The organism is Parabacteroides sp. Marseille-P3160 (assembly GCF_900162725.1).
In the GTDB taxonomy this organism is placed as follows: domain Bacteria; phylum Bacteroidota; class Bacteroidia; order Bacteroidales; family Tannerellaceae; genus Marseille-P3160.
In genome coordinates this window covers 3,297,990-3,323,567 of record NZ_LT799418.1, presented here as the reverse complement: position 1 = coordinate 3,323,567, position 25,578 = coordinate 3,297,990, and the positions used below count along the sequence as shown (strand labels likewise).

At 36.4% G+C, this 25,578-nt stretch carries 28 protein-coding genes and 1 pseudogene; 21 read left to right on the top strand and 8 right to left on the bottom strand.

Features of this window, described 5'->3' with window-relative positions; all coding sequences use genetic code 11:
* Window position 1: 1 nt before the first annotated feature.
* The 7 genes from BQ8014_RS13285 to BQ8014_RS19745 all read left to right on the top strand — a co-directional run bounded on the left by BQ8014_RS13285 (window position 2) and on the right by BQ8014_RS19745 (window position 6,113).
* Window positions 2-1,045, top strand: coding sequence for a virulence RhuM family protein (locus BQ8014_RS13285; RefSeq protein WP_080904767.1), 1,044 nt, complete (start codon window positions 2-4; stop codon window positions 1,043-1,045).
* 489 nt (window positions 1,046-1,534) lie between these two features.
* Window positions 1,535-2,062 carry a hypothetical protein gene (locus BQ8014_RS18995; RefSeq protein ID WP_234998133.1) on the top strand — a complete coding sequence of 176 codons (528 nt, stop codon included), beginning with the start codon at window positions 1,535-1,537 and terminating at the stop codon, window positions 2,060-2,062.
* Window positions 1,947-2,201: a tyrosine-type recombinase/integrase gene (locus BQ8014_RS19755; protein ID WP_080904766.1), complete on the top strand. Its 255-nt coding sequence runs from the start codon at window positions 1,947-1,949 to the stop codon at window positions 2,199-2,201. The genes BQ8014_RS18995 and BQ8014_RS19755 overlap by 116 nt, the downstream gene beginning before the upstream one ends.
* 218 nt (window positions 2,202-2,419) lie before the next feature.
* Window positions 2,420-2,908, top strand: coding sequence for an RNA polymerase sigma factor (locus tag BQ8014_RS13275; RefSeq protein WP_080904765.1), 489 nt, complete (start codon window positions 2,420-2,422; stop codon window positions 2,906-2,908).
* The gene (locus BQ8014_RS13270) at window positions 2,895-3,500 is read left to right on the top strand and encodes a hypothetical protein (RefSeq protein WP_080904764.1); all 606 of its coding nucleotides are present in this window, start codon (window positions 2,895-2,897) and stop codon (window positions 3,498-3,500) included. The genes BQ8014_RS13275 and BQ8014_RS13270 overlap by 14 nt, the downstream gene beginning before the upstream one ends.
* Before the next feature lie 335 nt (window positions 3,501-3,835).
* Entirely contained in the window at window positions 3,836-4,834 is a 999-nt protein-coding gene (locus BQ8014_RS13265) for an IS110 family RNA-guided transposase (protein WP_080902553.1), read from the top strand.
* Between the two features lie 784 nt (window positions 4,835-5,618).
* Window positions 5,619-6,113, top strand: a complete 495-nt coding sequence (locus tag BQ8014_RS19745; RefSeq protein ID WP_139785127.1) for a transposase — start codon at window positions 5,619-5,621, stop codon at window positions 6,111-6,113.
* 169 nt (window positions 6,114-6,282) lie between these two features.
* Here the strand turns inward: BQ8014_RS19745 and BQ8014_RS20075 are convergent, their stop codons facing one another.
* Window positions 6,283-6,519 carry a response regulator gene (locus BQ8014_RS20075; RefSeq protein ID WP_369808830.1) on the bottom strand — a complete coding sequence of 79 codons (237 nt, stop codon included), beginning with the start codon at window positions 6,517-6,519 and terminating at the stop codon, window positions 6,283-6,285.
* Between the two features lie 68 nt (window positions 6,520-6,587).
* Between BQ8014_RS20075 and BQ8014_RS20070 the strand changes: the two are divergent.
* The 4 genes and pseudogenes from BQ8014_RS20070 to BQ8014_RS13225 form a co-directional block, all read left to right on the top strand.
* Window positions 6,588-6,728: pseudogene (locus BQ8014_RS20070) on the top strand (tyrosine-type recombinase/integrase); the annotation flags it as partial.
* 168 nt (window positions 6,729-6,896) lie between these two features.
* On the top strand, window positions 6,897-7,712 hold the full coding sequence (locus tag BQ8014_RS13235) for an AraC family transcriptional regulator (protein ID WP_080904761.1): 816 nt from the start codon (window positions 6,897-6,899) through the stop codon (window positions 7,710-7,712).
* 18 nt (window positions 7,713-7,730) lie between these two features.
* The gene (locus BQ8014_RS13230; protein ID WP_080904760.1) at window positions 7,731-8,687 is read left to right on the top strand and encodes a ketopantoate reductase family protein; all 957 of its coding nucleotides are present in this window, start codon (window positions 7,731-7,733) and stop codon (window positions 8,685-8,687) included.
* Between the two features lie 163 nt (window positions 8,688-8,850).
* Window positions 8,851-9,423: a GNAT family N-acetyltransferase gene (locus tag BQ8014_RS13225; RefSeq protein WP_080904759.1), complete on the top strand. Its 573-nt coding sequence runs from the start codon at window positions 8,851-8,853 to the stop codon at window positions 9,421-9,423.
* Window positions 9,424-9,520: 97 nt separating this feature from the next.
* Here BQ8014_RS13225 and BQ8014_RS13220 read toward each other — a convergent pair whose 3' ends face one another.
* From BQ8014_RS13220 to BQ8014_RS13210, 3 genes are read right to left on the bottom strand one after another with little or no spacing between them, the layout of a single operon-like run.
* Window positions 9,521-10,234, bottom strand: a complete 714-nt coding sequence (locus tag BQ8014_RS13220; protein ID WP_080904758.1) for a DNA alkylation repair protein — start codon at window positions 10,232-10,234, stop codon at window positions 9,521-9,523.
* Window positions 10,231-10,764, bottom strand: coding sequence for a DUF2867 domain-containing protein (locus tag BQ8014_RS13215; protein ID WP_080904757.1), 534 nt, complete (start codon window positions 10,762-10,764; stop codon window positions 10,231-10,233). Before BQ8014_RS13215 ends, BQ8014_RS13220 begins: the two co-directional genes overlap by 4 nt.
* Window positions 10,761-11,189 (bottom strand): DUF3788 family protein, encoded by a 429-nt coding sequence (locus BQ8014_RS13210; RefSeq protein ID WP_080904756.1) that lies wholly within the window; start codon window positions 11,187-11,189, stop codon window positions 10,761-10,763. Before BQ8014_RS13210 ends, BQ8014_RS13215 begins: the two co-directional genes overlap by 4 nt.
* A gap of 406 nt (window positions 11,190-11,595) precedes the next feature.
* On the opposite strand from BQ8014_RS13210, the gene BQ8014_RS13205 reads away from it, so the two are divergent.
* From BQ8014_RS13205 to BQ8014_RS13160, 10 genes are all read left to right on the top strand, one after another.
* Entirely contained in the window at window positions 11,596-12,531 is a 936-nt protein-coding gene (locus BQ8014_RS13205) for a helix-turn-helix transcriptional regulator (protein WP_080904755.1), read from the top strand.
* Between the two features lie 121 nt (window positions 12,532-12,652).
* Complete coding sequence (locus BQ8014_RS13200; protein ID WP_080904754.1) at window positions 12,653-13,084, top strand: YybH family protein; 432 nt, start codon at window positions 12,653-12,655, stop codon at window positions 13,082-13,084.
* 11 nt (window positions 13,085-13,095) lie between these two features.
* Window positions 13,096-13,659 (top strand): DNA-3-methyladenine glycosylase I, encoded by a 564-nt coding sequence (locus BQ8014_RS13195; protein ID WP_080904753.1) that lies wholly within the window; start codon window positions 13,096-13,098, stop codon window positions 13,657-13,659.
* On the top strand, window positions 13,656-14,036 hold the full coding sequence (locus BQ8014_RS13190) for a DUF1801 domain-containing protein (RefSeq protein WP_080904752.1): 381 nt from the start codon (window positions 13,656-13,658) through the stop codon (window positions 14,034-14,036). Before BQ8014_RS13195 ends, BQ8014_RS13190 begins: the two co-directional genes overlap by 4 nt.
* A gap of 118 nt (window positions 14,037-14,154) precedes the next feature.
* Entirely contained in the window at window positions 14,155-14,958 is an 804-nt protein-coding gene (locus tag BQ8014_RS13185) for an SDR family oxidoreductase (RefSeq protein ID WP_080904751.1), read from the top strand.
* Window positions 14,959-15,052: 94 nt separating this feature from the next.
* Complete coding sequence (locus BQ8014_RS13180) at window positions 15,053-15,631, top strand: TetR/AcrR family transcriptional regulator (protein ID WP_080904750.1); 579 nt, start codon at window positions 15,053-15,055, stop codon at window positions 15,629-15,631.
* 51 nt (window positions 15,632-15,682) lie between these two features.
* Window positions 15,683-16,477: an SDR family oxidoreductase gene (locus BQ8014_RS13175; protein WP_080904749.1), complete on the top strand. Its 795-nt coding sequence runs from the start codon at window positions 15,683-15,685 to the stop codon at window positions 16,475-16,477.
* Between the two features lie 31 nt (window positions 16,478-16,508).
* Window positions 16,509-17,504: a saccharopine dehydrogenase family protein gene (locus BQ8014_RS13170; protein ID WP_080904748.1), complete on the top strand. Its 996-nt coding sequence runs from the start codon at window positions 16,509-16,511 to the stop codon at window positions 17,502-17,504.
* 2 nt (window positions 17,505-17,506) lie between these two features.
* Window positions 17,507-18,424, top strand: a complete 918-nt coding sequence (locus BQ8014_RS13165; protein ID WP_234998043.1) for a helix-turn-helix domain-containing protein — start codon at window positions 17,507-17,509, stop codon at window positions 18,422-18,424.
* 7 nt (window positions 18,425-18,431) lie between these two features.
* The gene (locus BQ8014_RS13160; RefSeq protein WP_080904747.1) at window positions 18,432-18,755 is read left to right on the top strand and encodes a nucleoside triphosphate pyrophosphohydrolase family protein; all 324 of its coding nucleotides are present in this window, start codon (window positions 18,432-18,434) and stop codon (window positions 18,753-18,755) included.
* Window positions 18,756-19,072: 317 nt separating this feature from the next.
* Here the strand turns inward: BQ8014_RS13160 and BQ8014_RS13150 are convergent, their stop codons facing one another.
* From BQ8014_RS13150 to bglX, 4 genes are all read right to left on the bottom strand, one after another.
* Window positions 19,073-19,846: a class I SAM-dependent methyltransferase gene (locus tag BQ8014_RS13150; RefSeq protein ID WP_080904746.1), complete on the bottom strand. Its 774-nt coding sequence runs from the start codon at window positions 19,844-19,846 to the stop codon at window positions 19,073-19,075.
* 78 nt (window positions 19,847-19,924) lie between these two features.
* Window positions 19,925-20,365 carry a relaxase/mobilization nuclease domain-containing protein gene (locus BQ8014_RS13145; RefSeq protein ID WP_080904745.1) on the bottom strand — a complete coding sequence of 147 codons (441 nt, stop codon included), beginning with the start codon at window positions 20,363-20,365 and terminating at the stop codon, window positions 19,925-19,927.
* A gap of 198 nt (window positions 20,366-20,563) precedes the next feature.
* Entirely contained in the window at window positions 20,564-23,191 is a 2,628-nt protein-coding gene (locus BQ8014_RS13140) for an alpha-L-rhamnosidase (RefSeq protein ID WP_080904744.1), read from the bottom strand.
* A gap of 60 nt (window positions 23,192-23,251) precedes the next feature.
* Window positions 23,252-25,561: a beta-glucosidase BglX gene (gene bglX / locus BQ8014_RS13135; RefSeq protein ID WP_080904743.1), complete on the bottom strand. Its 2,310-nt coding sequence runs from the start codon at window positions 25,559-25,561 to the stop codon at window positions 23,252-23,254.
* Window positions 25,562-25,578 lie beyond the last annotated feature (17 nt).

Below are 25,578 nucleotides of genomic sequence, written 5' to 3'. Positions count from 1 at the left end.
AATGGCTAAGAAAAAGAAATTTCAAATCCGCAATAGCACCGTAGAATTTCTGGTATTTACCTCTCAATCGGGTGAAGATACTATCGAAGTACGTATTCAAGATAATACAGTTTGGCTTACTCAAAAACTGATTGCCTCATTGTTTGACGTAGATAGGAGTGTCATTACCAAGCATCTGGCAAATATTTATCAGGAAGGCGAATTGACAAAAGAAGCAACTTGTGCAATTTTTGCACAAGTTCAAACCGAGGGTAATAGACAGGTTACCCGTGATATTGAATTTTATAACCTCGACGCTATCATCTCTGTCGGCTATCGTGTCAATTCCCAAAGAGCAACACAATTTCGTCAGTGGGCGACATCCGTTTTACGTGATTATGCCATTCGTGGTTATATTATCGATAAAAAACGCATGGAAAACGGAACATTCCTCAATGAGGATTATTTTGAACACCTACTTGCCGAAATCCGGGAAATCCGGTTGAGCGAGCGTCGATTCTACCAGAAAATAACGGATATTTATGCTACGGCAATGGATTACAACAAGGATGCAGTTACCACAAAAGAGTTTTTCGCCAAAGTCCAAAATAAATTGCATTATGCTATACACGGTCATACGGCTGCCGAACTTATTATATCAAGAGCCAATGCAGAGAAAGAACACATGGGATTGACTTCGTGGGAAAAAAGCCCTGATGGCAAAATAGTGAAAACCGATGTTTCCATTGCAAAAAACTACCTGACTGAAACCGAATTAGAATCTTTGGGACGTATTGTCAACGCTTATTTGGATTTAGCAGAAGACCGGGCAAGAAGACATATCCCTATGACAATGGAAGATTGGGCGAAACGTCTTGATAGGTTTTTAGAAGCTGACGACCGGGAAATATTACAAAACAGCGGAAAAGTCACCGCCCTGATGGCAAAAGATTTTGCAGAAAGCGAATTTGAAAAATACCGTATCGTACAAGACCGTTTATTTGAATCCGACTTTGATAAAGAAATAAAACGTATCGAAGGGAAGCAGGACAAACCGGAAGATTGAAAAAGAATTCAGATATTTTCTAAACTTTTCTTTGTAAATATCAGGAAAACAGCTATTTTTGTCTTATAGTTAAAGCGATTTATTCGCATCTATTTCGCCTCAAAAAAATGTGTGCAATCTGTGTGTGAAGAAAAGCACCTGAAAGTTAACACATTGATTATACAGGGTTTCGTTTGATTGAACAAGTTCCGTCAACGCCCACCAAAAGGCAAAAAGGTCGAAAGACAATTAAAGACATAAAGTCTGTTAATCAGTAGATTAGCAGACTTTTTTGTTTTTCACAGAGGACATGAGAAGACGCAAAAAGACATGAAAAGACAACTAGTCCGTGGACAAATCGTAGACAAAATCAGACTATCTTTTTTGTCCACGATTTAGCAGATTAAGCGGTTATTATCAAAGTCTTATCATGTCTGCTTTTGGCACAATTTAAGAGGCTCAATCTTTTAACGATAAGCAATAATTTTATAGAATCTAAAAGAAAGAGCAATGAAAAGTACTTATCGTATCCTTTTTCTTCTTAGGAAAAACAGACAAGACAAAGACGGATTATCCAAGGTTGCCGTCCGTATTACTATTGGCTGTGAAGCTGTTGAATTCAACACCCATCTATCCGTATTGGTATATCTATGGAATCCAGTCGACAGATTGAACGGAAAAACCAAAGAAGCCATAAAGGCAAATGATGCCTTATTCAAAATCAGGTCAGACATAAATGCAGCCAATCTAACCAAAGACAATATCTTTGAAGATGTCTTAGGTCAGAAATGGATACGGCTAACCCGACAGAAGTCTTCCGTTCAAGCGAACTTCCCATTATTGGATGTGCCTTTATCTATTCTGAAAAAATATAGTGGATTGGAGAATAGCAAACTTCTGCCCATTCATACGAACCAAAAAGATGAACGAACATTTGAAAGAGATTGCTACTTTATGCGGAATCAACAAGCGTTTGACAACACACTGCGGAAGGCACAGCTTCTCAACCCTTATCCTGACCAAAGGTATTTCCATTGAGAGTGTTTCTAAAATGCTTGGACATACAAACATCACGACCACGCAGATTTATGCAAAGGTTTTGAATCAGAAAATTTTCACGGAAGTGAATAAGGTTCGGGGGGAATTGGATAATATGATGAAGTATTATGAATCGTAATAATAAGTTGTTGGAATCGTTTGGAAATAGGTTAACAGGATATAAAAATTGTAATTATTTATTGCGGGTCTCTGGCTGAACAATTTTCAATCTACATTGAACATATATTTTTGTGGTCAAGGCATTGGAAATACATATTTTTGCTAATAAATCAGTCTATCTGTAATAATTGTTTGGCTATATCCGACTAACCTATTAAATCGAATAATTGTATAAGAGTGGAAAAAAAGTTTGTAGAACTAATTAATAAGCATCAAGGAATATTACAAAAAATCTGTAATATTTACTTTTATGGTAGCCCTTACAAAGAAGATTATTATCAAGAAATAATTATCAGGCTTTGGAAAGCGTATCCAAATTTTAAAAATCAATCATCCTTTTCGACTTGGTTATATAGAGTTGCTCTTAATACGGCAATTGACATACTACGTAAGCAAAGTATTCGTCCTGTTCATGTTGAACTTAGCGAATATGAATATAGTCGGCCAGATGATAGTTATCAACTCGAATCTGAAAATAAGGATAAATTGTATTGGGCAATTCACCATCTGACAGAAGTTGAAAGAGCTATAATCCTACTCTATCTGGAATCATACGAGTACAAGGAAATTTCTATAATTATAGGCATTTCGGAAGGTAATATTGGCGTTAAAATTAATCGGATAAAAAACAAATTAAATAAAATACTTAAAGATGGAAAAGAATGATATAAAACTGATGTGGCAGAAAATAAACCCTGTTAATTCATCATTGAGAGAGATAGACATCGAAGAGATTATCAAGAAAAGTCACAGCAAAATAATTCTAAAGACACTAAATATGCAAAAAACAAAGATGCTGATATATTCTTCTGTCTTAATTGTTTATTTAGGTCTTATGACATATGCTTTTGTTATTCTCAAACTGAATTTGTCAATACAAGCAGTTATACCGCTTTCACTGACAGGAATATTTCTCTTTATTAGAACAATTTTCGAAATAAACGGTTTTCGACTATTACAAAGCACAAAAAGTGATATTGCTATTAAAGAATCTATTTTCTCTTTTAAACAAAAACTTAATCATGTAAAAATGATTGAGTTTATATCTACCCTTATATATTGTTATGGTTGGGCAATTGGAATTGTTTGGGTTGTAATTAATGATTTTAATGGACTAATAAAGAGCTTGCTGCCCCTCTTAGTATTACTTATCTTGATACTTCTTATTATTCCTTGGTACATAAAATATTTTCATCCCCAATATAAAAATCTATACACGAGTTTAGATAATGATATAGAGTTCCTTAAGTCAAAATAGTTTGTCTCGTAATTGGATTTATATAAAAGTCATACAGCATAATAGATAATTTACTCCAGCATCAATATTCACCTTTAAAATTTATGCTTACCTTAAGTTTGCATGAGAACGTTTAGATGAAATAGGAATGATAGTTTTGTATAAACTGAATTAGTTGAAAGAAAGGGAGGCAAAGTGTGAACCAATTTATGCGCTGAATTGATGCTTCATATTCATAATCGGACTCTTTATCTTTCCTTGAACTGAGACCTGAATAAGAATTTAACCTTTTATTGTTAAGGTAGCTAGGGTAAGTTCAAGTTCCTTTCCTTCGATTGATGTTCAAAAACAAAAATATGGAAAATTTTTATTTTATCGGTGTAGATGTATCTAAAAGAAAATTAGATTTCTGCGTAATGCTCCAAGGTAAGGTTTTGCGAGAGGATCAAGTCAGTAATCATCAACAAGCAATTAAAGCTTTGATTAATGAGTTTAAAAATGATTTAGGAATGGATAACAACCAGTTTTTGATTTGTGCTGAACACACGGGACAATACACATATCCTCTAATATGCGCCTGTAAATTACACGAATGCAAACTATGGTTGGAGAATCCATACCAGATCAAATATTCTTCTGGTATGCAACGCGGTAAGAACGACAGGATAGACGCAAAACGTATTGCTCTTTATGCATCTCGTTTCGGCGATAAGGTTCGCTATTATGATGGCCCAACCGAGCAGATAGAACGCCTTAAGCAATTAGAACGAGAGCGTGATCTTTACACCGGACATTTAGCTGCGTATAAAGCACAGCTAAAAGATCAGAAAGATTTTATGCCTGAAGATATTTATCAAAGGAAAGCTAAACGGCTGGATAGTGTAATGAGGAATCTTCAAACAGTAATTGCGAGCATTACGACTGAAATGGAGAACATTATTCGTTCGACGGAAGTATTGTATAGGCAGATGCAACTGTTGATGTCAGTGGATGGTGTAGGTAAAGTTGTTGCTCTAAATATGATTATTGAGACTGGTGCTTTTACTCGTTTTAATGATTCAAGGAAATTCTGTTGCCATGCAGGAGTAGCTCCGTTTTCATACACGTCCGGTAGTAGCCAACATTCGAAAAACAAAGTCTCACACAAAGCCAATAAATCCATAAAGAGACTATTACATTTGGCAGCTGTGTCTGTGATACATAAAACCGGGGGACAACTTAAAGAATATTATCTGCGAAAAGTTGATGAAGGGAAAAATAAAATGCTAGTAATTAATGCGCTAAGAGCTAAAATCGTAGCACGGATGTTTGCAGTTATAAAAAGAAATGAATTTTATGAACCTATTTATATCTAAAAAACTTGCAAAAATCATAAGAATATGAATGATTTATTTATTTCGAGATTTTTCGGCCTATTAACCGAATCCTCACCAGTATCAAACGAAGAAATGAAAACCGCTTATGAACATTTTCTGAAACAAGTATTAACTTTAGATCAATCCGAAACTGATTATTCGGTAATCTTTCGGACACTGAATTTGACTCGTATAGAGCTTAACTCGTTACAGGCGCAGATTTTATACGAGGAGGGAAAAAAATGCCCCCAAATTTACTTATTTAAAAAGAGCATTAGCTTTTGTCATTTCGGAATTAAGACTCTTAAATCTCAAAATTCTCTATCCCGAACAGTTTTGTCAATCTGAATCACGACCATCCCAACACAATCTACACATAATCCCCAAGTCGAAAGGCTTGGGGATTATTGGTATGGCCGAAATTGTAATAAGTATCTTTCTGTCGAAAGAAATCAAAGACAGAAATGGCAAACCCGCTTCACTAATTCAGCTAGCAAATGTTTTTGAATACGTTTTCAATTTCAGTTTCGGAAGTATATACGATAAACGTGCAGAAGTATATAACCGTAAGGCTTGTAATCTTACGAAGACATTAAGTTTTCTAACAAATGTCTTAGAACGAAGTAGAAATAACAAACCGTCTGATAAAAATGAAAAAAAATGATTTTTCAATCAGCTGGATATTAGATGATTATTTGTTTATTATCGGGTAGTAGTTAACTACTACCCCTGTTTTTGCATGTTTAATCAGTCGATCTTTGTACCAAATCAATAAGTTGCGGGTATGAAAATAGTAACTATAGAATCAGAAGCTTATAAAAAGCTGGTGCAAAAAATCGAATGGATTTATTCCTATACAAAAAAGAGAGAGGAAAAGAATGCAACCTTGCAAGCCAACCCGTCTGAGGTTTGGCTAGACGACCAAGATGCTGCCGCTATATTGCGGGTAAGTAAACGTACCATGCAACGGCTACGCAGTAACGGAGAAATAACTTATTCAATCAGAGGCANAGCTCCGTTTTCATACACGTCCGGTAGTAGCCAACATTCGAAAAACAAAGTCTCACACAAAGCCAATAAATCCATAAAGAGACTATTACATTTGGCAGCTGTGTCTGTGATACATAAAACCGGGGGACAACTTAAAGAATATTATCTGCGAAAAGTTGATGAAGGGAAAAATAAAATGCTAGTAATTAATGCGCTAAGAGCTAAAATCGTAGCACGGATGTTTGCAGTTATAAAAAGAAATGAATTTTATGAACCTATTTATATCTAAAAAACTTGCAAAAATCATAAGAATATGAATGATTTATTTAAAACAGAGTTTTTCGATCTGATGAACGAAAACTCGGAAATCACAAACGAACAAATGCAACATGTTTATGAAAAGTTTATCACACATATAGACTCTATCAGCAATGTGGGAAATAACCTCACAAGTATTATCAGAAAGCTGAACATTGCTCGTATTGAGTTGGTATTTCTATTGAAGCAAAATCAGTACGAGCAGGGGAAAAAATCCGACCTGAAGAATCTAATGACTCCAATAATTCCCGACCTGAAAGTCGAGGCATGTTTATATCAAGAAACATCAAATCTACCTCTTGCTCTTTTATAGACTTTATAGCTTCCATTGCGGAAGAACATCTTCCTGCTAAATGAAGATATTCCAAATTCTCCATGTAGTCAATAACACCGTCAATTACCATATCCTCATCATCAACAATCAGGCATATTTTGTAATCGGTAACTTTGTTTCCTCAATAAACGGCTTATGACACATTTCGCCAGGTATAGTTTCGGAACGATTATGCTGACCAAAGGTGTTTCAATCGAAAGTATATCCAGGATGTTGGGGCATACAAACATCATTACTACACAGATTTATGAGTAAGTACTCAATCAGAAAATATGCACTGAAGTAAATAAAGTTAGATATGAATTGGACGGTTTAGCAAAGTTTTACAAACAGAGAAAATAGTTAGTGCGTTTTTATAAATGTCCTTTTTATACACCGAGTTTTAGGATAATATACCTTATTTTTGCCTAAATTGCTTATATGGAGAGATTTTCGTCTATATTGCCATCACCATTACTTGCGCCATATATCAAGGAGTATTGGTTTTTATCCGATAGTATATACCAGGGTAAACAACGTGCTATTCCTTCTGGATATGCAGGATTAATATTCAATCGGGGAGGTAATATCTATTCAGAAGAATATGGTTTACATCAGAAGTCATATCTTTTTGGACAATCCGTTAGACCTATAGATATGCGCTTTAATAATCTGAATATAGTAATAGTCGTTTTTCAGCCTACTGGCATCAAAATGTTATTGGATATATCAGGCAATGAGCTTAAAGGGCAAAATGTAGGATTAGACTTATTAAGTCCACAACTTAAAGAATTAGAGAATCGTATACTTGATACTTCGAATGAGCAAGCAGTTGTATGTTTAGTTGAGAATTTATTATTAGGCTATCTCAATAGCTGTGAGGATTATAACTATAAACGATTTGCTTCGGTTATTCAATCAATAGAAATGGGAGAAAGCAATATCTCTAAATTGGCATACAAAGCCTGTCTTGGATATAAACAATTCAAACGACTTTTTTCAGAATATATAGGATTAAATCCCAAAGAGTACATCCAGATAAATCGATTCTCAAAAACGCTGCATTCATTACAGACGAATTCTTCCACAAACTTAAATGAGATTGCTTGTCAATGCGGCTATTACGACAAATCGCATTTAATAAGGGAAGTGAAATCCCTATCAGGTTACACTCCGAACGAGTTTTTATCGAATGCTGACCCTTATTCTGATAACAGGTCATTGTTTCAATCTTTTTTTGTTGATATGAGAACATAATGTAATAAGCAACCCAATATGAAAATACTAATTTACGGAGCAGGAATTGTAGGAAGTACCTACGGCTGGCAATTGTCAAAAGCTGGTCACGAAATAACTGTTTTAGTTAGAACTGAAAAGAAACAAGATGTAAAGGAAGAAGGCGTCCACATCCATTGTTCAGATTTTAGAGGAGGGCAAAAGAAAATAGAAGAAGTCGTTTTTAAGCCTGATGTTATAGATTCTTTGTCAATAGATAACAATTTTGAATACATTATTGTATCAACAAACAATCTTCATTTGAAAGAAATACTACCGATTCTCTCTAAGTCAGCAGGGAACGCTCACATCCTTTTCCTTCAAAACATGTGGATTGATGACTTGGATAGTATCAATAAATATCTTTCCGGGAAACAGTATTTTTTCGGATTTCCCTTTATGGTGGGAGGTGGCAGAGATGCAGATTGTATAAATAGTGTTATTTCTGGATTAAAACAATCACATACTCCATTAGGCGAGTTAAATGGAGAAGTATCTGGGCGAGTACAGAAAATAGCCAAAGCGTTTGAAGATGCCAATCTCAAACCGATTATCTACAATCAGATTAAAATTTGGCTTATAACCCACTATGCAGTTGCAGCGGGATTGTCTGCGGGAATCATGAAAGCTAAAAGCGGACGGAATTTTGCGAGCAACTCCAATATTTTAAAAGAAGCAATAAGGGCTATCAGGGAAGGATTAGAGGTTTGTCAAAAATTAGGTTATAACCCGAAAGTAGAAAAAGCAAATACGCTTTATTCTTTACCTTTCTTTATCGCAATCCCAATAGCTAAGAAGGTTTATAGTAATGAAGCATTATGTCTTATGTTTGACGGACATACCCAGCATTCACCTGATGAAATGAAGAAAATGCTTGAAGATATTATAATGGGTGGAGAAAAATGCGGAGTTAAAGTTCCCATTCTTAAACATATAAAAGAGGAAATATTTAATTAATGCCTTAATCATTCGATAAATAGAATCTACGATTTAAATCCTGATGCTAAACATAGTACAGCCTGAAAACGAAAATATACCTTCATGTAAAGCACTTATGGCAAATGGCTTCGTTTATGATGAAGAAATGAGTTATTATAAACTGACATAAAGATTTGACGACATGAATCATAAACTACGTACGTGGAAACTATCTGATATCGAAAGTATTGTTAAACACGCCAATAACTACAACGTTGCTAAATGGCTGACAAACCAATTTCCATACCCTTATGATAAAAAAGATGCAGAAATCTATATCAATTCCGTATTTGATAGTCTGCAAAAAGTTTTTGCTATTGAAGTAAATGATGAAGCAGTTGGCTCAATTGGTATTTTTCCCCAATCGGATATTCATGAGAAGAGTGCCGAAAAAGGTTATTGGCTATCGGAAAAGTACTGGAGAAACAATATTATGCCGAAAGCAATAGCCGAAATAGTTGATTATGGCTTCAAAACCTTTGATATTGTGTGCATTTATGCTCGTCCGTTTTCCTCCAATAAGGGCTCGCAACGCGTACTGGAAAAAGCTGAATTTAAACTCGAAGCAAGACTAAAAAAGGCTTTATATAAAAATGGCGAATGTCAGATTAGTTCTTTAATCAAATCATCCGGCACATCGCTATCCAAAGTAACCAGATTCCATAAAGGAGTCTTAAAGTCAGTTTCGGTTATTTCATTTTATACATCACATTAAAGGCCAAGACATTATGCCCCCCCCCAAAAAAAGGGAGTGATTCTTTACAGTCCTTTATAGATATGCAATATTCTCTGAACTCTTCGATATTCATAGTTTATTTTTTCATTGCTTCAACTCTCAGGTCGGCAGGCATCTTTTCGATAGCATATCGCAAAGCTGTGCGAGGCATTACCGCTTTCTTCGACATTACATAATTGAATACTTCTTTTTGATGGGCCTCGCTGGCTGCTTTCAGCATCCAACCATATCCCTTTTGTACCAAATCGTCCTTATCGAACAAAAGGATATCGGCTATTTCAAAGATGTCATTCAGAAACAATCCTTTACGTGCGGGAATAATCAAGGTTACAGCAGAAGCCCGTTTTACAAACCGTTTGGAGGAGGTTGCCCATTTTTTCAGTTCGGCGATATATCCGGGATACATCATCACGAAATTACCTATCGTATGATTGCATAGGGTGTCGCAATCCGCCCAATTAGTCAGATAGTCATGTACCCAACGCTCAAACATCTTAAAATCGGCAGGTTCATACTGTTTATGCAATGATTCCGCCCAAATGCAGGCAACTACCGATTCTTCCAGATAACCTGACCTCCAAAGCTCTTCACATAAACCGAATATTTTCTCTTTAGGCAGTTTCTTTATCTGCCGGAAACTTTCTTTACCGATTTTGCCAACTTTACCCATTCGTACGCCATGTACCTTTGCTGCTTCACCTTCTTTGAAAAAATGGTCGGACGAGGCAAGTGTTTTTGGGTCGATACTATCGATAAGAACCTGACGGACATCATCTATAATATTTTTCATATTGACATTCTTTTTATAGTACTTTTAAGCATATCTTTCACAATTATTTTATGAAACGGACGGATAAAGAAAAAATAGATCCTTCCTAACCGGTTATGATAATGTACAAGTGTTATGGCAGTTGCTGTTTGCGAGTGATGGCTTTCAGTTATAAAAACCGATATATAGGCATCGAGGTGCTTATCATTAAGTAAAATAACCGTTTCATTCCCCGATTTGGCAACTACAGACATCAAACCGTTGCTCGCTTGCCCTTCGCGAATCATCTTTTTAAGTTCTTCGGAGCGGTCTTTATTATCCCCCGTTTCCATTCCAAAAGGACGAACCAACACATTTCGCAGCTTGAACAAGGCATTTACCCATCCGGGCATAACTGTCCAAAAGTCGATCATTACTTTATCTGCCGACAGTTTCTTCGCTCCGGTTATTTCGCAAGCAAAAGCATCCGTATAGTCAGCCGGTAGATATTGATGGGTCAAGCTATTAACAGGAACGTCTGTCTTGTGAACGTCTGTCTTGTCGTTTTTCATTTCAGGCTTTTTTTAAAGCGGACAACAGTTAGCAAATCATCGAGTTGTACTTTATCAATAATATCGAAAATCATTGGGATTAGGCGACCGGAAGGTTTCGGCTTGGCAAAGTCTTCCTTAATTGTTTCGGAAATATCCAATGCTGCAATACTATTAATATGTTTCTCACTGAAATAAAAACTCACTTTGAAAAACCCTTCCCAGACAGAAAGCCACAGGACAGTTTTTTTCTTATATTGTATCTTACAAAGCCACGTTTTCCCATCGTTATAGAATCGCCACTCAGGAGTTAGTCCGTATTCTTCGTTAGTGATTGTCCCGATAAAAGATTCCAATACTTTATATATAGCATCGCCAAGGGCGTCTTTCAATACCTCATCCGACGGGAATTCTTCCGGGTTTCTTAATAAGATTTGTGCTTCCATATAAATAGATATTATTGTGTTTTCAAAGATACATCTTTTAGTAACTTCATATATCTGGTTTGCCTATATTGTCTGTAGACAGGAACTCGGCACAACTCCATACGGATATCTTCTATCCGTGTAGCCGGGTCTTCGACATAGCGGGGTTCACCATCGTTTTCACCCTGATAGCTTGGTCATACAAATATTACTACTATGCAAATTTATGCGAAGGTTTTGAATCAGAAGATCTTTACGGAAGTCAATAAAGTCAGAGGCGAGTTTAATGATATGATGAGATATTCTAAGCAGAGAAAATAATTGCTTAGTGATGATTACATCGCATTAAATTTATCTATTATTAAAAATACTAACTGACAGACTGTTGTCAGTAGACTCCTTTATCTTTGCACATAATAAACGATATATGAATAAAATAGAAAGAATATCATCAATACTCATTAAGCTGCAATCCCGTAGAAATATTACGGCACAGCAAATAGCAGACGAGTTTGGAATAAGCATCCGAACTGTATATCGGGATATACAGATTTTAGAGGAAGCAGGAGTACCAATTGTTTCCAATATGGGAGTCGGTTATTCTATTATTGAAGGCTATAAGTTGCCTCCTCTTATGTTTAGTATAAGTGAAGCTATTGCTTTTCTTTTAGCTGAAAAACAACTTCGTATTCAATTTAATATTGACGGCTATGAATTATTCCGTAACGGAATGGATAAGATACGTTCTGTTTTAAAGTTTGCAAATAGAGATATTTTAGAAAAGTTTGAGAATTATATTGGTATATTGGAGTTAGGAGAAATCCAACAAGAATCGAATCCCTTCCATGTATTAGAGCCACTTATACAAAGTATTATTGAACATAAGACGGTGAAAATTGAATATAGTGCTATATATAACGGGAAAACGACAACAAGAGAAATTGAGCCTGTTGGATTATTTTTTATGTTCGGACAATGGTATCTATTAGCATGGTGTAAACTAAGGAATGATTATCGGACTTTTAAGTTAAACAGAATCAATAACATTACAATGACTGATAGTCTTTTTGAAAAAACTCATCCGCCAATAAAAGATTTAATCAAACAGATATATTCCTCACCTCCTTATCATAATATTGTTTTAAAGGTTGAAAAGAATGCATTATTTGGAATAGGCTCTTTAAAATATAATCATGGACTCGTAAGAGAGGAAGTTGAGGGAGATTACATCATTCAGACTTACAAAACAAATTCGTTAGAATATTTTGCACGATGGTATCTTTCTTTTGCCGATAAATCAACAATAATAGAATCAATGGAATTGAAAGACATGGTAAAAAACTTAATAAATAAATTACGATGAAAAATATATATTGCTTTTGGATTTTAATTTATGGATGTAATTGTCTTTGGGGAAATAATCCATTACCTCAAAGCTTAGCTGATAGTATCAACAATAATTCAAGTATAAAATTAAATAAGAAATGAAAACAAGTAACGGTAATTTAGAAAAAGACAAGGAAATCCTTATCGCTATGGTCAAAGATATGACAACATCAATGACCGGTAAACAAAGTACAAAGAACTGGGCAGAAAACGTTTTATGGTTTGACGTAGCATTTGCATCAAAAGGTATTAAACCCGCAAGAAAGAAGTTTGATGATGATTTCGGAGAGTTGGCATCATGTGATATTGAAATTTTATCGTATGATATTTTTATAAATGGAGATATGGCGGTTATTTGTTCCGTTCAAGAAATGAGAACAGTAAATAAAGATGGTACTGTGAACAAGCCAATCATCGTACGTCAAACAGATTGTTTTGAAAAACAAAATGATATTTGGAAGATAATTCATGAACATTTATCTATTCCTGCATCGGAAGGAGACTGGGATGGTACATTTACGACAAAATAAGACTGCTACCAATGAGTTATTGTACATATATAAATACCATACAATCAGAAGAAAAAAAACGCCTACATAAAAATTATCATGATAATTTTTACGGATTTCCAATACATGATGACAATGAATTATTTGGTCGGCTGATATTGGAAATTAACCAGGCCGGATTGAGCTGGGAAACTATTTTGAAAAAGGAGACGGCATTTCGTATAGCTTATGACAATTTTAAAATTACGAAAATTGCAGCTTATACCGAGGAAGAAAAAGAACGGTTATTGAACGATTCGCAAATTATTAGGAACCGATTGAAAATAAATGCGGCAATTGAAAATGCAAGAACTGTTCTTAAGTTGCAGAAAGAATATGGCTCTTTTGAGAAATGGCTTGAAATTAATTATTCCAAAACAAAAGAAGAATGGGTAAAGCTCTTTAAACAGACATTCCGGTTCACCGGAGGTGAGATTGTTGGTGAATTTTTAATGAGTATTGGATATTTACCTGGAGCTCATGATGAAGATTGTCCTGTTTTTAAGAAAATTCTCATGCAAAATCCAATGTGGAACGTAAAAGAAAAAGTTAAATGATAGATGGAGATTTCAATTCATTGGCAGCGTTGGATCATTATTATGACAAGCAGGATATCTATACGAGAGAATGCCTGCTTGCCTTAAAAACAATAATAATGTCTGTTAGTCATAAAATAGTTCCCGTAAGGAAATATCAAATTCCATTCTTCTGCTATGATAATTTTAATATTGCATTTCTATGGGTACACCGCACGAGAATAATAGTTGGCTTTGTTGAAGATAAAAAAGTTCTCTCCAAATATCAAACAAACAGGAGTAAAGACCGAGTGATGACAATGAAAATCAATCCCATGGAAGACATACCTATTGATACAATCAAAAACAATATAAAGAAACTGATTGAAAGATATATCTCCTTTTTAACTTCTACTTAAAAAATAACATACCATCTCTCTTATCCTATGTCATTTCAGCTACAACTTTACTCATTTTGGTAACATAGGACTTCTATCTTCTCACGATCTTTGTAAAAACATTAAACAAGAGAAAAGAATGAAAACTATTTTTATCACAGGAGCATCGTCAGGCTTAGGTAAAGCCGCAGCCAAATTATTTCAGTCAAAAGGTTGGAGCGTAATCGCTACAATGCGAAACCCCGAAAAGGAAATCGAACTGACTAAATTTACAAACATTACCATTTTGAAATTGGACGTAACAAATCCGGAAGAAATTCAGGAAACAGTAAACAAAGCGATTGAAAATTATTCGGTAGACGTTGTTCTGAACAATGCAGGTTACGGGTTAGTCGGAATACTTGAAGCATTTAGCGATGAGCAAATTATCCGACAAATCAACACTAATTTATTGGGTACAATCAGAGTTACAAAAGCATTTACACCGTATTTCCGTGAAAAGAAAAACGGAATGTTCATTAACATTACCTCAACGTTCGGACTGATTGGCTATCCGACTTGCTCCATTTATTCCGCTACCAAATTCGCATTGGATGGTTTTTCAGAAAGTTTGGCGTATGACTTAGCTCATTTCAATGTTAAAGTCAAAATCATTGCACCGGGCGGAATGCAGACGGACTTTGCAGGACGCTCAATGGATGGGGGACAACATGAAGCCTATCATAAATTGGTGGAAAAAGTAAGTGAAGGTTACAGTGCAGAAAAAGTAAGCCAATATTCCACAGCGGAAAGTATTGCAGCCGTTATTTACGAAGCGACGACCGACAACAAAGACCAACTTAGATATGTTGCCGGTACAGACGCTATTTCGTTGTATGACGAAAGAACAAAAATCGGAGCAGAAGCGCAATATAAAAAAATACAAGAAATGTTTATCTATTGATTGGGATCTCATAGATAATTTTTGGGGTTGTCTGTAAAAAAAAGTAAATATTAAAACGATCATTTCAAAATAATATTTATCTTTGTCTCCGAATATGGCACGAAACAGGGAATTTAATGAGCAGGAAGCGATTGCAAAAGCAATGGACGTCTTTTGGAAAAAAGGCTACAACGGTGCATCTATACGCGATCTGACCGATGCGATGCAGATAAACAGCAGCAGCCTTTACAACAGCATAGGCGATAAGCACCAGCTTTTTATAAAGTGTATCCGTAACTACACCGAAAGCCGGGTGAAAGAAGCCGAAAACCGTGTAGCAAAAGCTAAATCGCCCTTAAAGGCAATTGTTAATTTTATCAATGATTCTGTCAATGCTATTTTGTACAGCAGTAACAGTTGCCTTGCTATCAAGACTAGTTTTGAGTTGGCAGCAACCGATAAAGAGGTACAGGAAATCCTCAAAAATGATACAGACCATACGCACAAATTATTAACATCTATGGTCAAAAAAGCGATGGAAAGCGAGGAAATAAACAACGAAACTGATGCCGAAACAATGGCGGATTTTATTGTCAATTCATTGACAGGTTGGCACGAATCGTATATTTTGCATCAAAATCCTGTTCGGATAAAGAAAATGGCAAAGTTTCTTATTCAACAGATTTCACAATAATTTTTTTTACCCTGTTTTAAAACAATCATTTCAAAATAAATAATAAAGAAGATGGAAAATAAAGAAAACAATAGATCAGAATTAGCAGGTAAAATTGCGCTTGTTACAGGAGGAACCAAAGGAATCGGTAAAGCCATTGCCGACCAATTGGCTGCAAACGGAGCTACGGTTATCGTTACCGCCAGAAATCCTTTACCCGAAGCAGAATCAACACACTATTTTATAGCAGCCGATTTATCGAAAGCGGAAGATGCTGTAAAAGTGGTGAATGAAATCAATTCCCGGTTCGGGAAAATAGATATTCTGGTTAATAATTTGGGCGGAACAAGCAGCCCTGCCGGCGGTTTCAGCGTAATGACAGACGAACATTGGCTTAACGATTTACAACTCAATCTACTGTCTTCTGTACGTTTGGACAGAGCGATAGTGCCGCTGATGATAGCACAAAAAGAAGGTGTGGTTATACACATTTCTTCGCTCAACGGAATTTTACCGTTGTATGAATCCAATTTGGGATATGGTGTGGCAAAAGCGGCTTTAAACAATTACAGCAAGGCGTTATCCAAAGAAGTATCTGGAAAAGGCATTCGGGTCGTGGCGGTATTGCCGGGTATGGTACGTACAGGTGCTATGGAAGCTTTTTTGGAAGAACTATCCGGTTCTTTAGGTAAAACAAAAGAAGAAACGGCACAATTGGTAATGGATAATCTCGGCGGCATTCCAATGAAAAGAATAGCAGAGCCCGCTGAAATAGCCGATTTGGTTGCATTTCTCGTGTCGTCACGGGCATCGTATATTACAGGAACGAATATCACAATTGACGGAGGAACAACACCGACAGTATAATCAGCTTTAATTTTAAAACAATCATTTCAGAATGACAACAAAAAACAAATTGCTCATTTACGGAGCAGCAGGATACACAGGAACAATGATTTCCGAACGTGCAAAAGAATTAAACCTTGACTTTGAAATAGCAGGTCGGGAAAAAGATAAAATCAAAGCATTAGCCGAAACGCTAAACGTGCTGTATCATGTGTTTACGGTAGACGACGAAGCCGCTTGGCAAAAGGCGTTAGCCAATAAACAATGCCTTATCAATGCTGCGGGGCCGTTCCGTTATACAGCCGAACAAGCGATGAAAGCTTGCTTGCAGGCAGGCGTGCATTATTTGGACATCAGTGCGGAGTTGGAAACATATCAACTGGCGGAATCGCTTGACCAAAAAGCCAAGGGAGCGGACATTCAACTGATTTCAGGTGCGGGCTTGTTTGTGAGCTACGATGCGTTAGCGATTTATGTAGCGGGTAAAGTCAGGAACCCGCAAAAACTGTCGGTTGGTTTCAGGCATTTTGGCGGATTTTCGAGAGGTTCGGTTATTAGTAGCCAAAACATAGCCGATTTGGGTGTGTTGGTACGAAGAGATGGCGAAATCGTTACCGATACCGAGGCCAAACCCAAGACATTCCGATTTGTGAATGAGGAAGAAGAATGTTTGCCAACGCCATTGGGCGGAATTATTATCTCGTATAAATCGACAGGCATTCCGAATATTGAAGAATATTTTTCGCTGAAACTTCCGGCAGCATATTTGCCTGATCTTTACCCAGCAACGTTGCCCGATGGCCCGACTGCCGAAGAACGTGCAGCAGGCAGAAACGCACTGTCGGCAGAGGTCATAGGCGAGAATGGCGAAGTATTTCGTGCTGTAATGGACACACCGTCGGGTTACACATTTACACCTTTGGCAGTTGTTGCTGTTGCCAACCGCATATTGAATAACGATTTTAAAATCGGTTATCAATCACCTGCTTCGGCTTATGGTGTTTCTATTATTAACGAAATTCCCGATATACGTATTATTGATTTGTAACAGTGAAAAAAATAGATTTGACACCCCAAAAATTCCATTCTTTAACGGTGTTGCACAAAGCAATGGGGCAAACGGCTCCGCTGCACCCGTTAATCAGCATATTGGATTACGGCAAAGCGGTTTTCGACCCGGAGGACTTTGAAGACGGCATTGTACTGGATTTTTACAAAATTTCGTTCAAAACCCATTTCAGAGGGCAGTTGAAATACGGACAGGGATTTTATGACTTTGAAGAAGGTGGAATGTCGTTCGTATCGCCCGGGCAAATCCTCCGAATGCAGGACGAAGAAGCCGACTACAGCGGTTGGTCGCTGCACATTCATCCTGATTTCATACGTCCGTATCCTTTGGGAAAAAACATCAAACAATATGGCTTTTTCTCGTATTCGACGGCGGAAGCCTTGTATCTTTCCGAGAAAGAAAAAACGAATATTTTGGGTATTTTCAACAGCATTCAGGAAGAATTAAACCAGCGGATCGATCCTTTCAGCCAAGATGTGATCATTTCCCAGATCGAATTGTTGCTTAATTACAGCAATAGGTTTTACAACAGACAGTTCATTACACGGAAAGCCGTAAACCACGATTTGCTGACACGGATGGAACAACTGCTGAATGATTACTTTGACAACGAAGACGCTTTGCAAAACGGACTTCCAACTGTAGAATATTTGGCTGGTCAACTCAATCTTTCGCCCCGCTATTTAAGTGATATGCTTCGGAATCTGACAGGACAAAACGCACAACAACATATTCACGAAAGACTGATTGAAAAGGCAAAAGAATATCTGACGGCTACCAACTTATCCGTAGCGGAAGTAGCCTATCAATTAGGGTTTGAACGCCCGCAATCATTCAACAGGCTGTTTAAAAAGAAAACAAGCCTTACCCCCATAGCATTTAAACAATCATTTAATTAAAGACAAAATGGCAAAAATAGATTTTAACGGGATAATTCAACGCTCAAAAAGAATAAGAGAACTGTATCATCAATTAGAAAAACAACATCACGGAAGTGAATGGACAGTAGAAGAAGATGCATTGGCTTTTTTAACCGATGCAGGATTGGTCGGACGGCACACGATGTCGAAACAGGGACGTTGGCCTAAAGAAAACACAAATGCCGAATTGGAACATAAATTAGGTGAATGCATTTGGTGGTTGGTTGTTTTAGCCGACCGGATGAATATCGATATGGAAGAAGCTTTAGAAAAATTTCTTTCTAAGACAGAGACGTTATTAGAAAAGTAAATCATTGATTTATGTCCTATTGCTTTTATATAGACACCATATTCTAATTTTAAATAATTATGTAAGACCCTATCGGATAAAAGAAAAGAATATTTATTTAACTCTCTGAAAAACAATATTATAATTATAGACGACGAGGGAGGACGAGATACCCAAACTGATCTCTTCGGGAATAATGGAGGCTATCAAACCATCCTGTCCGCCAAAACATGGAAAAATCCCTGTCCACGTTACGGTAGCATAGTCAGAAAGGAGGCATATCTGGGAGGATCGATTTACTATTGTCCTAAATGTCAGGAAATAGAATAACATATCAATTATTTTATTCCTGAGAGTATGGCTGCGTTCCTAAAAAACATAGGAGTATTAAGCAGATAAGGGATTGAGATTTGTTCTTTGGCTTTTTCTAAAGAGACGGACTCTACACTTAAATCTTTTACATATCGGACTAAATCATTAGGTTTACCATATAGCTTTTCAGATAAAAGAAGATCCTGAAATACAAACTGTCCACCTTTCTTTAATACCCTGAGAGCTTCTTTTATTACTTCCCGTTTATCTTTTGCATCGGCAACCTCATGAAAAACCATATTACTGATGACTATTTCAAAAGATTCATTTTTAAAAGGCAAAGATGAAGCACTGGCCCTCTCAAAGTTAATACGATCCGATACGTTATAGTCTTTCGCAAGTTTCTCACATTTTTCTTTTGAATAACCCCACATACTTCCCCAATAATCAATACCCTGAATTTTCAATGCCGGACATTTTACCGCTAATTCAACAGCTAATATTTCGCTTCCGCAACCAATATCTAATAACCGGCCTGTAGATTTTACGTCTATCTTATTTGTTGCCAGTGCAGATACCTGGCTTTGTAGATCACCTCCCCCAGGAGACAGTTTATAGTATGCATAAGAAAAAAAGAGAATCATGAGTAGCATCAAAGTAGATAGTATGCCGCTAATGATTACTACGACAGTGATTTTGTAAAATAGGATGCTTATCAGAATCAGAGCAAGCCACACAACGAGCATTCTCTTTAGCATCGTTTTTGAAACCCAACTTTTTTCGGCTTTGACCTTTTCCATGTGATTTTTATTTAAATTGATACGATGTAAAAGTAGCAACTAAAATAAAGAAAAACAATCCCTATAAATTAGTAAATTTCATAGTTGTCTTCTCCGTTTTCTCCTTTTTGCTTTCCTCTGTCTTTGCTTCTCTTCCCATCCTTTTCCCGGGCCAATCTGTAACGACACGATATGTGCATATGTCCGGTTTATATCCGTATGCTTAAAAATGATATAAGGTTGATTTCCGTATTCGAGCTTTTCCATATAACGTCGGGCTATCTTTGATAACTGTTCATCAGATAATTTATTTTTTGGATCAGGATTGAGTGAAACATGAAAAAACGCCTTTTCGGTTCTGCTATTTACCGTCAAATAAGGATAAAACGAATCCATACAATCATAGATAGAGAATTCACTATCAGGAGAATCAAATATTTTTTGACTATACAAAACGTCGGATTGTTTATCCGTTACTTTGATATTGTTATAGGTTAACATGCCGAAAACCAACTTTCCGAAACTTATTTTAGCAAGCATCTTTCTCAAATTTGAATGGTTAAATCTTCTATTTGGTTTTTCAATAAGATAAAATCCATTGTAGATTTTTCAATAATTATCATCATTGAGCAAACTCTATCCTCTCCTAAATTTTATGCTAATTTAGTTAGATGGTTAAAGTAGGCCGAAAGATAGGAGCTTGCTCTAACCTTTTTTATGTTTTGCCAAAATTATTTGTTATTTGAGTGATAACTTGAAATAGTGTGTGCCACAGACTAACAAAGTTTCCTTGAAATTCTCTTTAATATTTTCAGGAAACAATAATGTAGCTGTTGAATTCGGGGGTACGGTTATCTGATACTCTATATAATTCTGCTTTTTTGTCCATTTAGATTCTATTTTCCCATAAGGAGAGGTATGTTCAGCATCAAATGAGTCTATACCTTCAACGAAATTTGGTCGTAAAAAGAAATGTTTAAATCCCGGATTCTCTTCATCAGCATATATTCCTCCTAAACCTTTATAAAACCAAGCTCCAATTTCGCCAAGCATTATATGGTTTAGTGAATATTTCGTATCAGGTTCAGAAACATCCCACCCTTCGTAAATAGTTGTTGAACCATTAACCATCCAATACCCCCAAGAAGGATAAGTCGTTTTCGAAGCCATTTCATAAGCAGTTTGAGCAAAGCCATTATTAGTCAAAGCACCAAGTATGACTTTAGAACCTAAAAGACCCGTGTCGATATGGTAGTCAGTCTCTTTTACTTTTGCAAGGAGATTCTCTGCTACTCGCTTTTTATAAATATTGGGTACAATATCCCAATAGAGCGCAGAAGCAAGTTCCGTTTGTGAACCATTGCAATAAATACCTTTCTCTGCATTGAAGAATTTATTATTTATTGCTATCCTTATTTTATCGGCTAATTGAGAATATAGAATGTGATCTATTTCTTTCTCCAAAACAGAAGCCATTTTAGATAAAATCAAAGCATCTGTATAGTAATAAAGGGAAGATGTAAACTCAGTGTCAGACTGTGTTTTTATAGCTAGCCAGTCACCCAATCCCCATGTAGTCAGTCCGTTCGGACTTTGCTTATCTATATAATCAACATAAAGTTTTATATTTTCATACATTATATCTAAGATATGTGTATCGCCATAAAATTGATATATCTCCCAAGGAATAATTGCGATTGCACTTGTCCAGTCTATGCCGTTACCAAACTCCCAATCGGCACAGCATTGCATAGCAGGTATAATTGCCGGAAGCACTCCATCATGTCGTTGTATATCTTTGAAATCTTGCATCCATTTTTCATAAATGGTGATGACATCAAAATTATAGAGAGCTAACTGTATTGCAATATGTGCATCGCCAGTCCATCCATTCTTTTCCCGCTGGGGACAATCTGTAGGATAACCATGCAGATTAGATAAATAGGAATGACGACATGCCTGATGAATCTTGTTTATTATAGCGTTAGATGAATTGATATTCCCTGCCGAAGGTACATTGCTATGCATTTGTAATGCCGAAATATTATCTTCAGATATTTTTATTGGTTTAGATGATAATACTTCTACATATTGAAATCCTTTATAATTGAATTTGGGCGAAAAGTGATCTTCATTACCACTCAAAGTAACAATGTCCGTTTGGAAAGGGTGATTATCATCTGCAGTATAAAAATAATCAAGATTAGATAAATTCAAGCTGCCATCATCATACAATAATTCTGAGTGTTTTATTTTAAGTACGGTTCCTTTACTTCCTTTTACCTTTAGGTCAATGATACCTGCAATATTGCGATTGAACTTAAATCTGTAGCATGTGTCTCCCATATTTGTCAATAGAGTGGGACGTAAAATATCTGTAACTTGTATCGGGTGTAATTGTTGTGACATAAGTTTATCTGATGGAGCGACAGTCTCTATCGAAGGTGTCCAATTGGTATCATCAAAAGTAATTGAATTCCAGTCTTTACTTTCTTTATTAGCATCGTATTGCTCTGCTGTGTATATGTTGTTTGACACAATTGGACTATCGCTAAATTTCCAGGACTTGTCTGTGAATATAATATCTTTCGTTCCATCCGAGTAAGAGATATGAATGTTGGCTAAAAATCGTGGACGCGCCCTCCATGGAGCATTCTTAAAGTTCCATTCAGTTGTTGGTTGATGATTATACCATCCATTTCCTAATATTATCCCCAATATATTATCTCCTTGCTTTATTTGCTTCGTAATATCGAATGTTACATATAAGCATCGTTTTTCATAATTGGTGAACATAGGGTCGAGCATATGATTGCCAATTTTTTCCCCATTAATAAAAAATTCGAAGAAACCTCCTGCCGAAATGTATGCACGTGCTGTAATAATCTGTTTCGTTACTTTAATCTGCTTGCGGAACTGAGAAGCTATAGGATACTCAATGTCTTTGTTGTCAGTAATCCAACTCCCTATCCAGTCATTGCTATCTAACATTGCTGTTTCAAAAGATGAGACTGAAGATAAGTTTTTTTCCCCATTATTATCAATAGATGTTACGTTCCACCAATATCGGGTAAAAGACTTTAGAGCTTCTCCATTATATTTTACCAACAAAGGATTGGCATCATTTGATTCGCTTTCCCAAAGTATATTAGTGTTCTTAGTCAAAGAAAGTGAGTCTGTTGATACTCTTATTCTATATTTTATACCCGATTCTTTTCCACAGCCCTCATCTGTCCACATAAGGCGAGGCTTCTTAGTATCTATTCCGATAGGAGCAACTAGATATTCACACTTCAAATTGCTTAGTTGAGCAAGCAACGATATATTATACTGTAGCAAAATTATAATGAAAACTATTTTTTTCATGATTTGCCAATATTTAGTAATTTGTCTCAGAAATATAGATTACTTCTGAGACAAACCGCTTTATAATTTTAGTGAAAACAGGGCGGTTTTCACATCACGACTGTTGGTTCCAATCATTACTTCAAAATCACCCGGCTCGTTTACGAAATTCAGATCATAGTTATAAAACTTCAACATTTCTCCATTGATATTGAATTTTATAGTTTTCGTCTCTCCTGGCTTTATGTTGATTTTTTTAAAGGCCTTCAATTCTTTTATAGGGCGACTTACACTTCCTACAAGATCTCTGATATAGAGTTGAACAACTTCTTTTCCTTCGTACTTTCCAGTATTAGTAACGTCAATACTAGCCTCGATAGTTTCTCCTGCTATCATAGTTTCCTTATCCAATTTAATATCGCTATAAGTAAATGTTGTATAACTCAATCCATAACCAAAAGGATAAAGAGGTTCGTAAGTTTCATCAATATATCCTGTTCTGTATTTGCCCATCGGATCTTCCTTTACAGCAGGACGACCTGTTGGCATATAGCTGTAATAGATAGGTATCTGCCCAACACTACGAGGATATGTCATTGTTGTTTTCCCACTTGGATTTATGTCTCCAAACAAAACATCGGCAATTGCATTACCGGCCTCGATTCCCGGAAACCAAACATTTAGGATGGCATCTAGATTCTCATCTTCCCATGTAATAGTCATCGGGCGACCGGAAAACAAGATCAAAACAACAGGCTTTCCCGAGGCGACTAATTTTTTCAATAAATCTTTTTGTGCATCAGGAATATTTAAATCAGTACGTGATGCGGATTCTCCCGACATTTCGGCACCTTCTCCCATAACAGCTAAAATAACATCTGAATTAGAAGCAATACTCATGGCCTCGGCAGTAAGTTGTGCATCAGTTCTTCCATCACGAATAAAAACTTTTCCTGCATGGCCTGCACGCTTTTCCAAACTCTCGTCGTAAGTCAAGTTGCTCCCTTTTGCATAGCGAATGGTAGCTTTATCAGCAACAGCGTTTTTTAATCCCTCTATAACAGAAATTGGAGAATCTAAGTCGGCACTAACTGTCCATGTGCCAAGCATATTGGGTTTATTGTCAGCTAAAGGACCGATTACAGCAATCTTTTTCCCTTTCGATAAAGGTAGAATGTTATTCTTATTTTTCAAAAGCACAAAGCTTTCTGTTGCAATTTTTCTTGCAGATTCTTTATACTCCGGAGCTAATAAAACTTCAGCAGCACGCGTTTCATTACAGTATTTAAAAGGGTCTTGAAATAAACCGAGTTTATATTTTGCAACCAGTATTCTACGGCATGCCTTATTAATATCAGATTCAGTGATTCGACCTTCTTCAAGCGATTTTTTTAATGTGCTAACAAGACCTTCGCTAGCCATATCCATATCAAGGCCTGCTTGTAGAGATCGCGCTGAAACTTCTTGTATGTTGCCAATACCATGGACGGTCAATTCATTAACCGCATCCCAGTCTGCTACTACGAATCCATCAAACCCCCATTGTCCTCTCAGTAAATCAGTGAGTAACCATTTGTTCGCTGCCGCTGGAATACCGTCGACCAAACTGAAAGCACTCATAGTACTACCAACACCTTCTTCTACCGCTGCTTGGAACGGAGGTAAATAGGTATTAAACATTCGTTGATGGCTCATATCTACTGTGTTGTAATCTTTACCTCCATCAGGAGCACCGTACAAAGCAAAGTGTTTCATACATGCCAATATATTAGTATTTTGAGTTAAGTCTCCTTGATATCCTCGCACATAGGCTTTTGCTACTTCACTTCCTAAGTACGGATCTTCGCCTGCACCTTCGGCAACGCGTCCCCAACGAGCATCGCGACTGATATCTATCATCGGACTAAATGTCCAACAAATACCCATTGCACTCGCTTCCACCGCAGATATACGAGCCATCTCTTCGATGCAATTCATATCCCAAGTGGCAGCTAGAGCTAGCGGAATAGGGAAAATAGTTTTGTAGCCATGAATAACATCCATTCCAAAGATTAGAGGGATTTTGTTTGGACTATTATCTAATGCTAACTGTTGCACTTCTCTAATCTTTTTGGCATCCTGAATATTCAGGAATGCTCCAACTTGATTGTTTCTTATTCGTTCGCCTGTATGGGTATCTTTCGCAGGTCCAGTCAATACGGCACCTTCTATATTAGGCATATTTAGCTGACCTATTTTTTCTTCAATAGTCATTTTATTCATTAAATCGTCAATGAAGTGACTCATCTCTTTGTCTTCTTTGTTCTTCTGATATTTTATATCCGATTTGCAACTACTCAGTATTAGAGTAGAGAATAGGAGTACTAAAATAAAGCTTATTTTCTTATTCATAGTTCTTTGTTATTAAT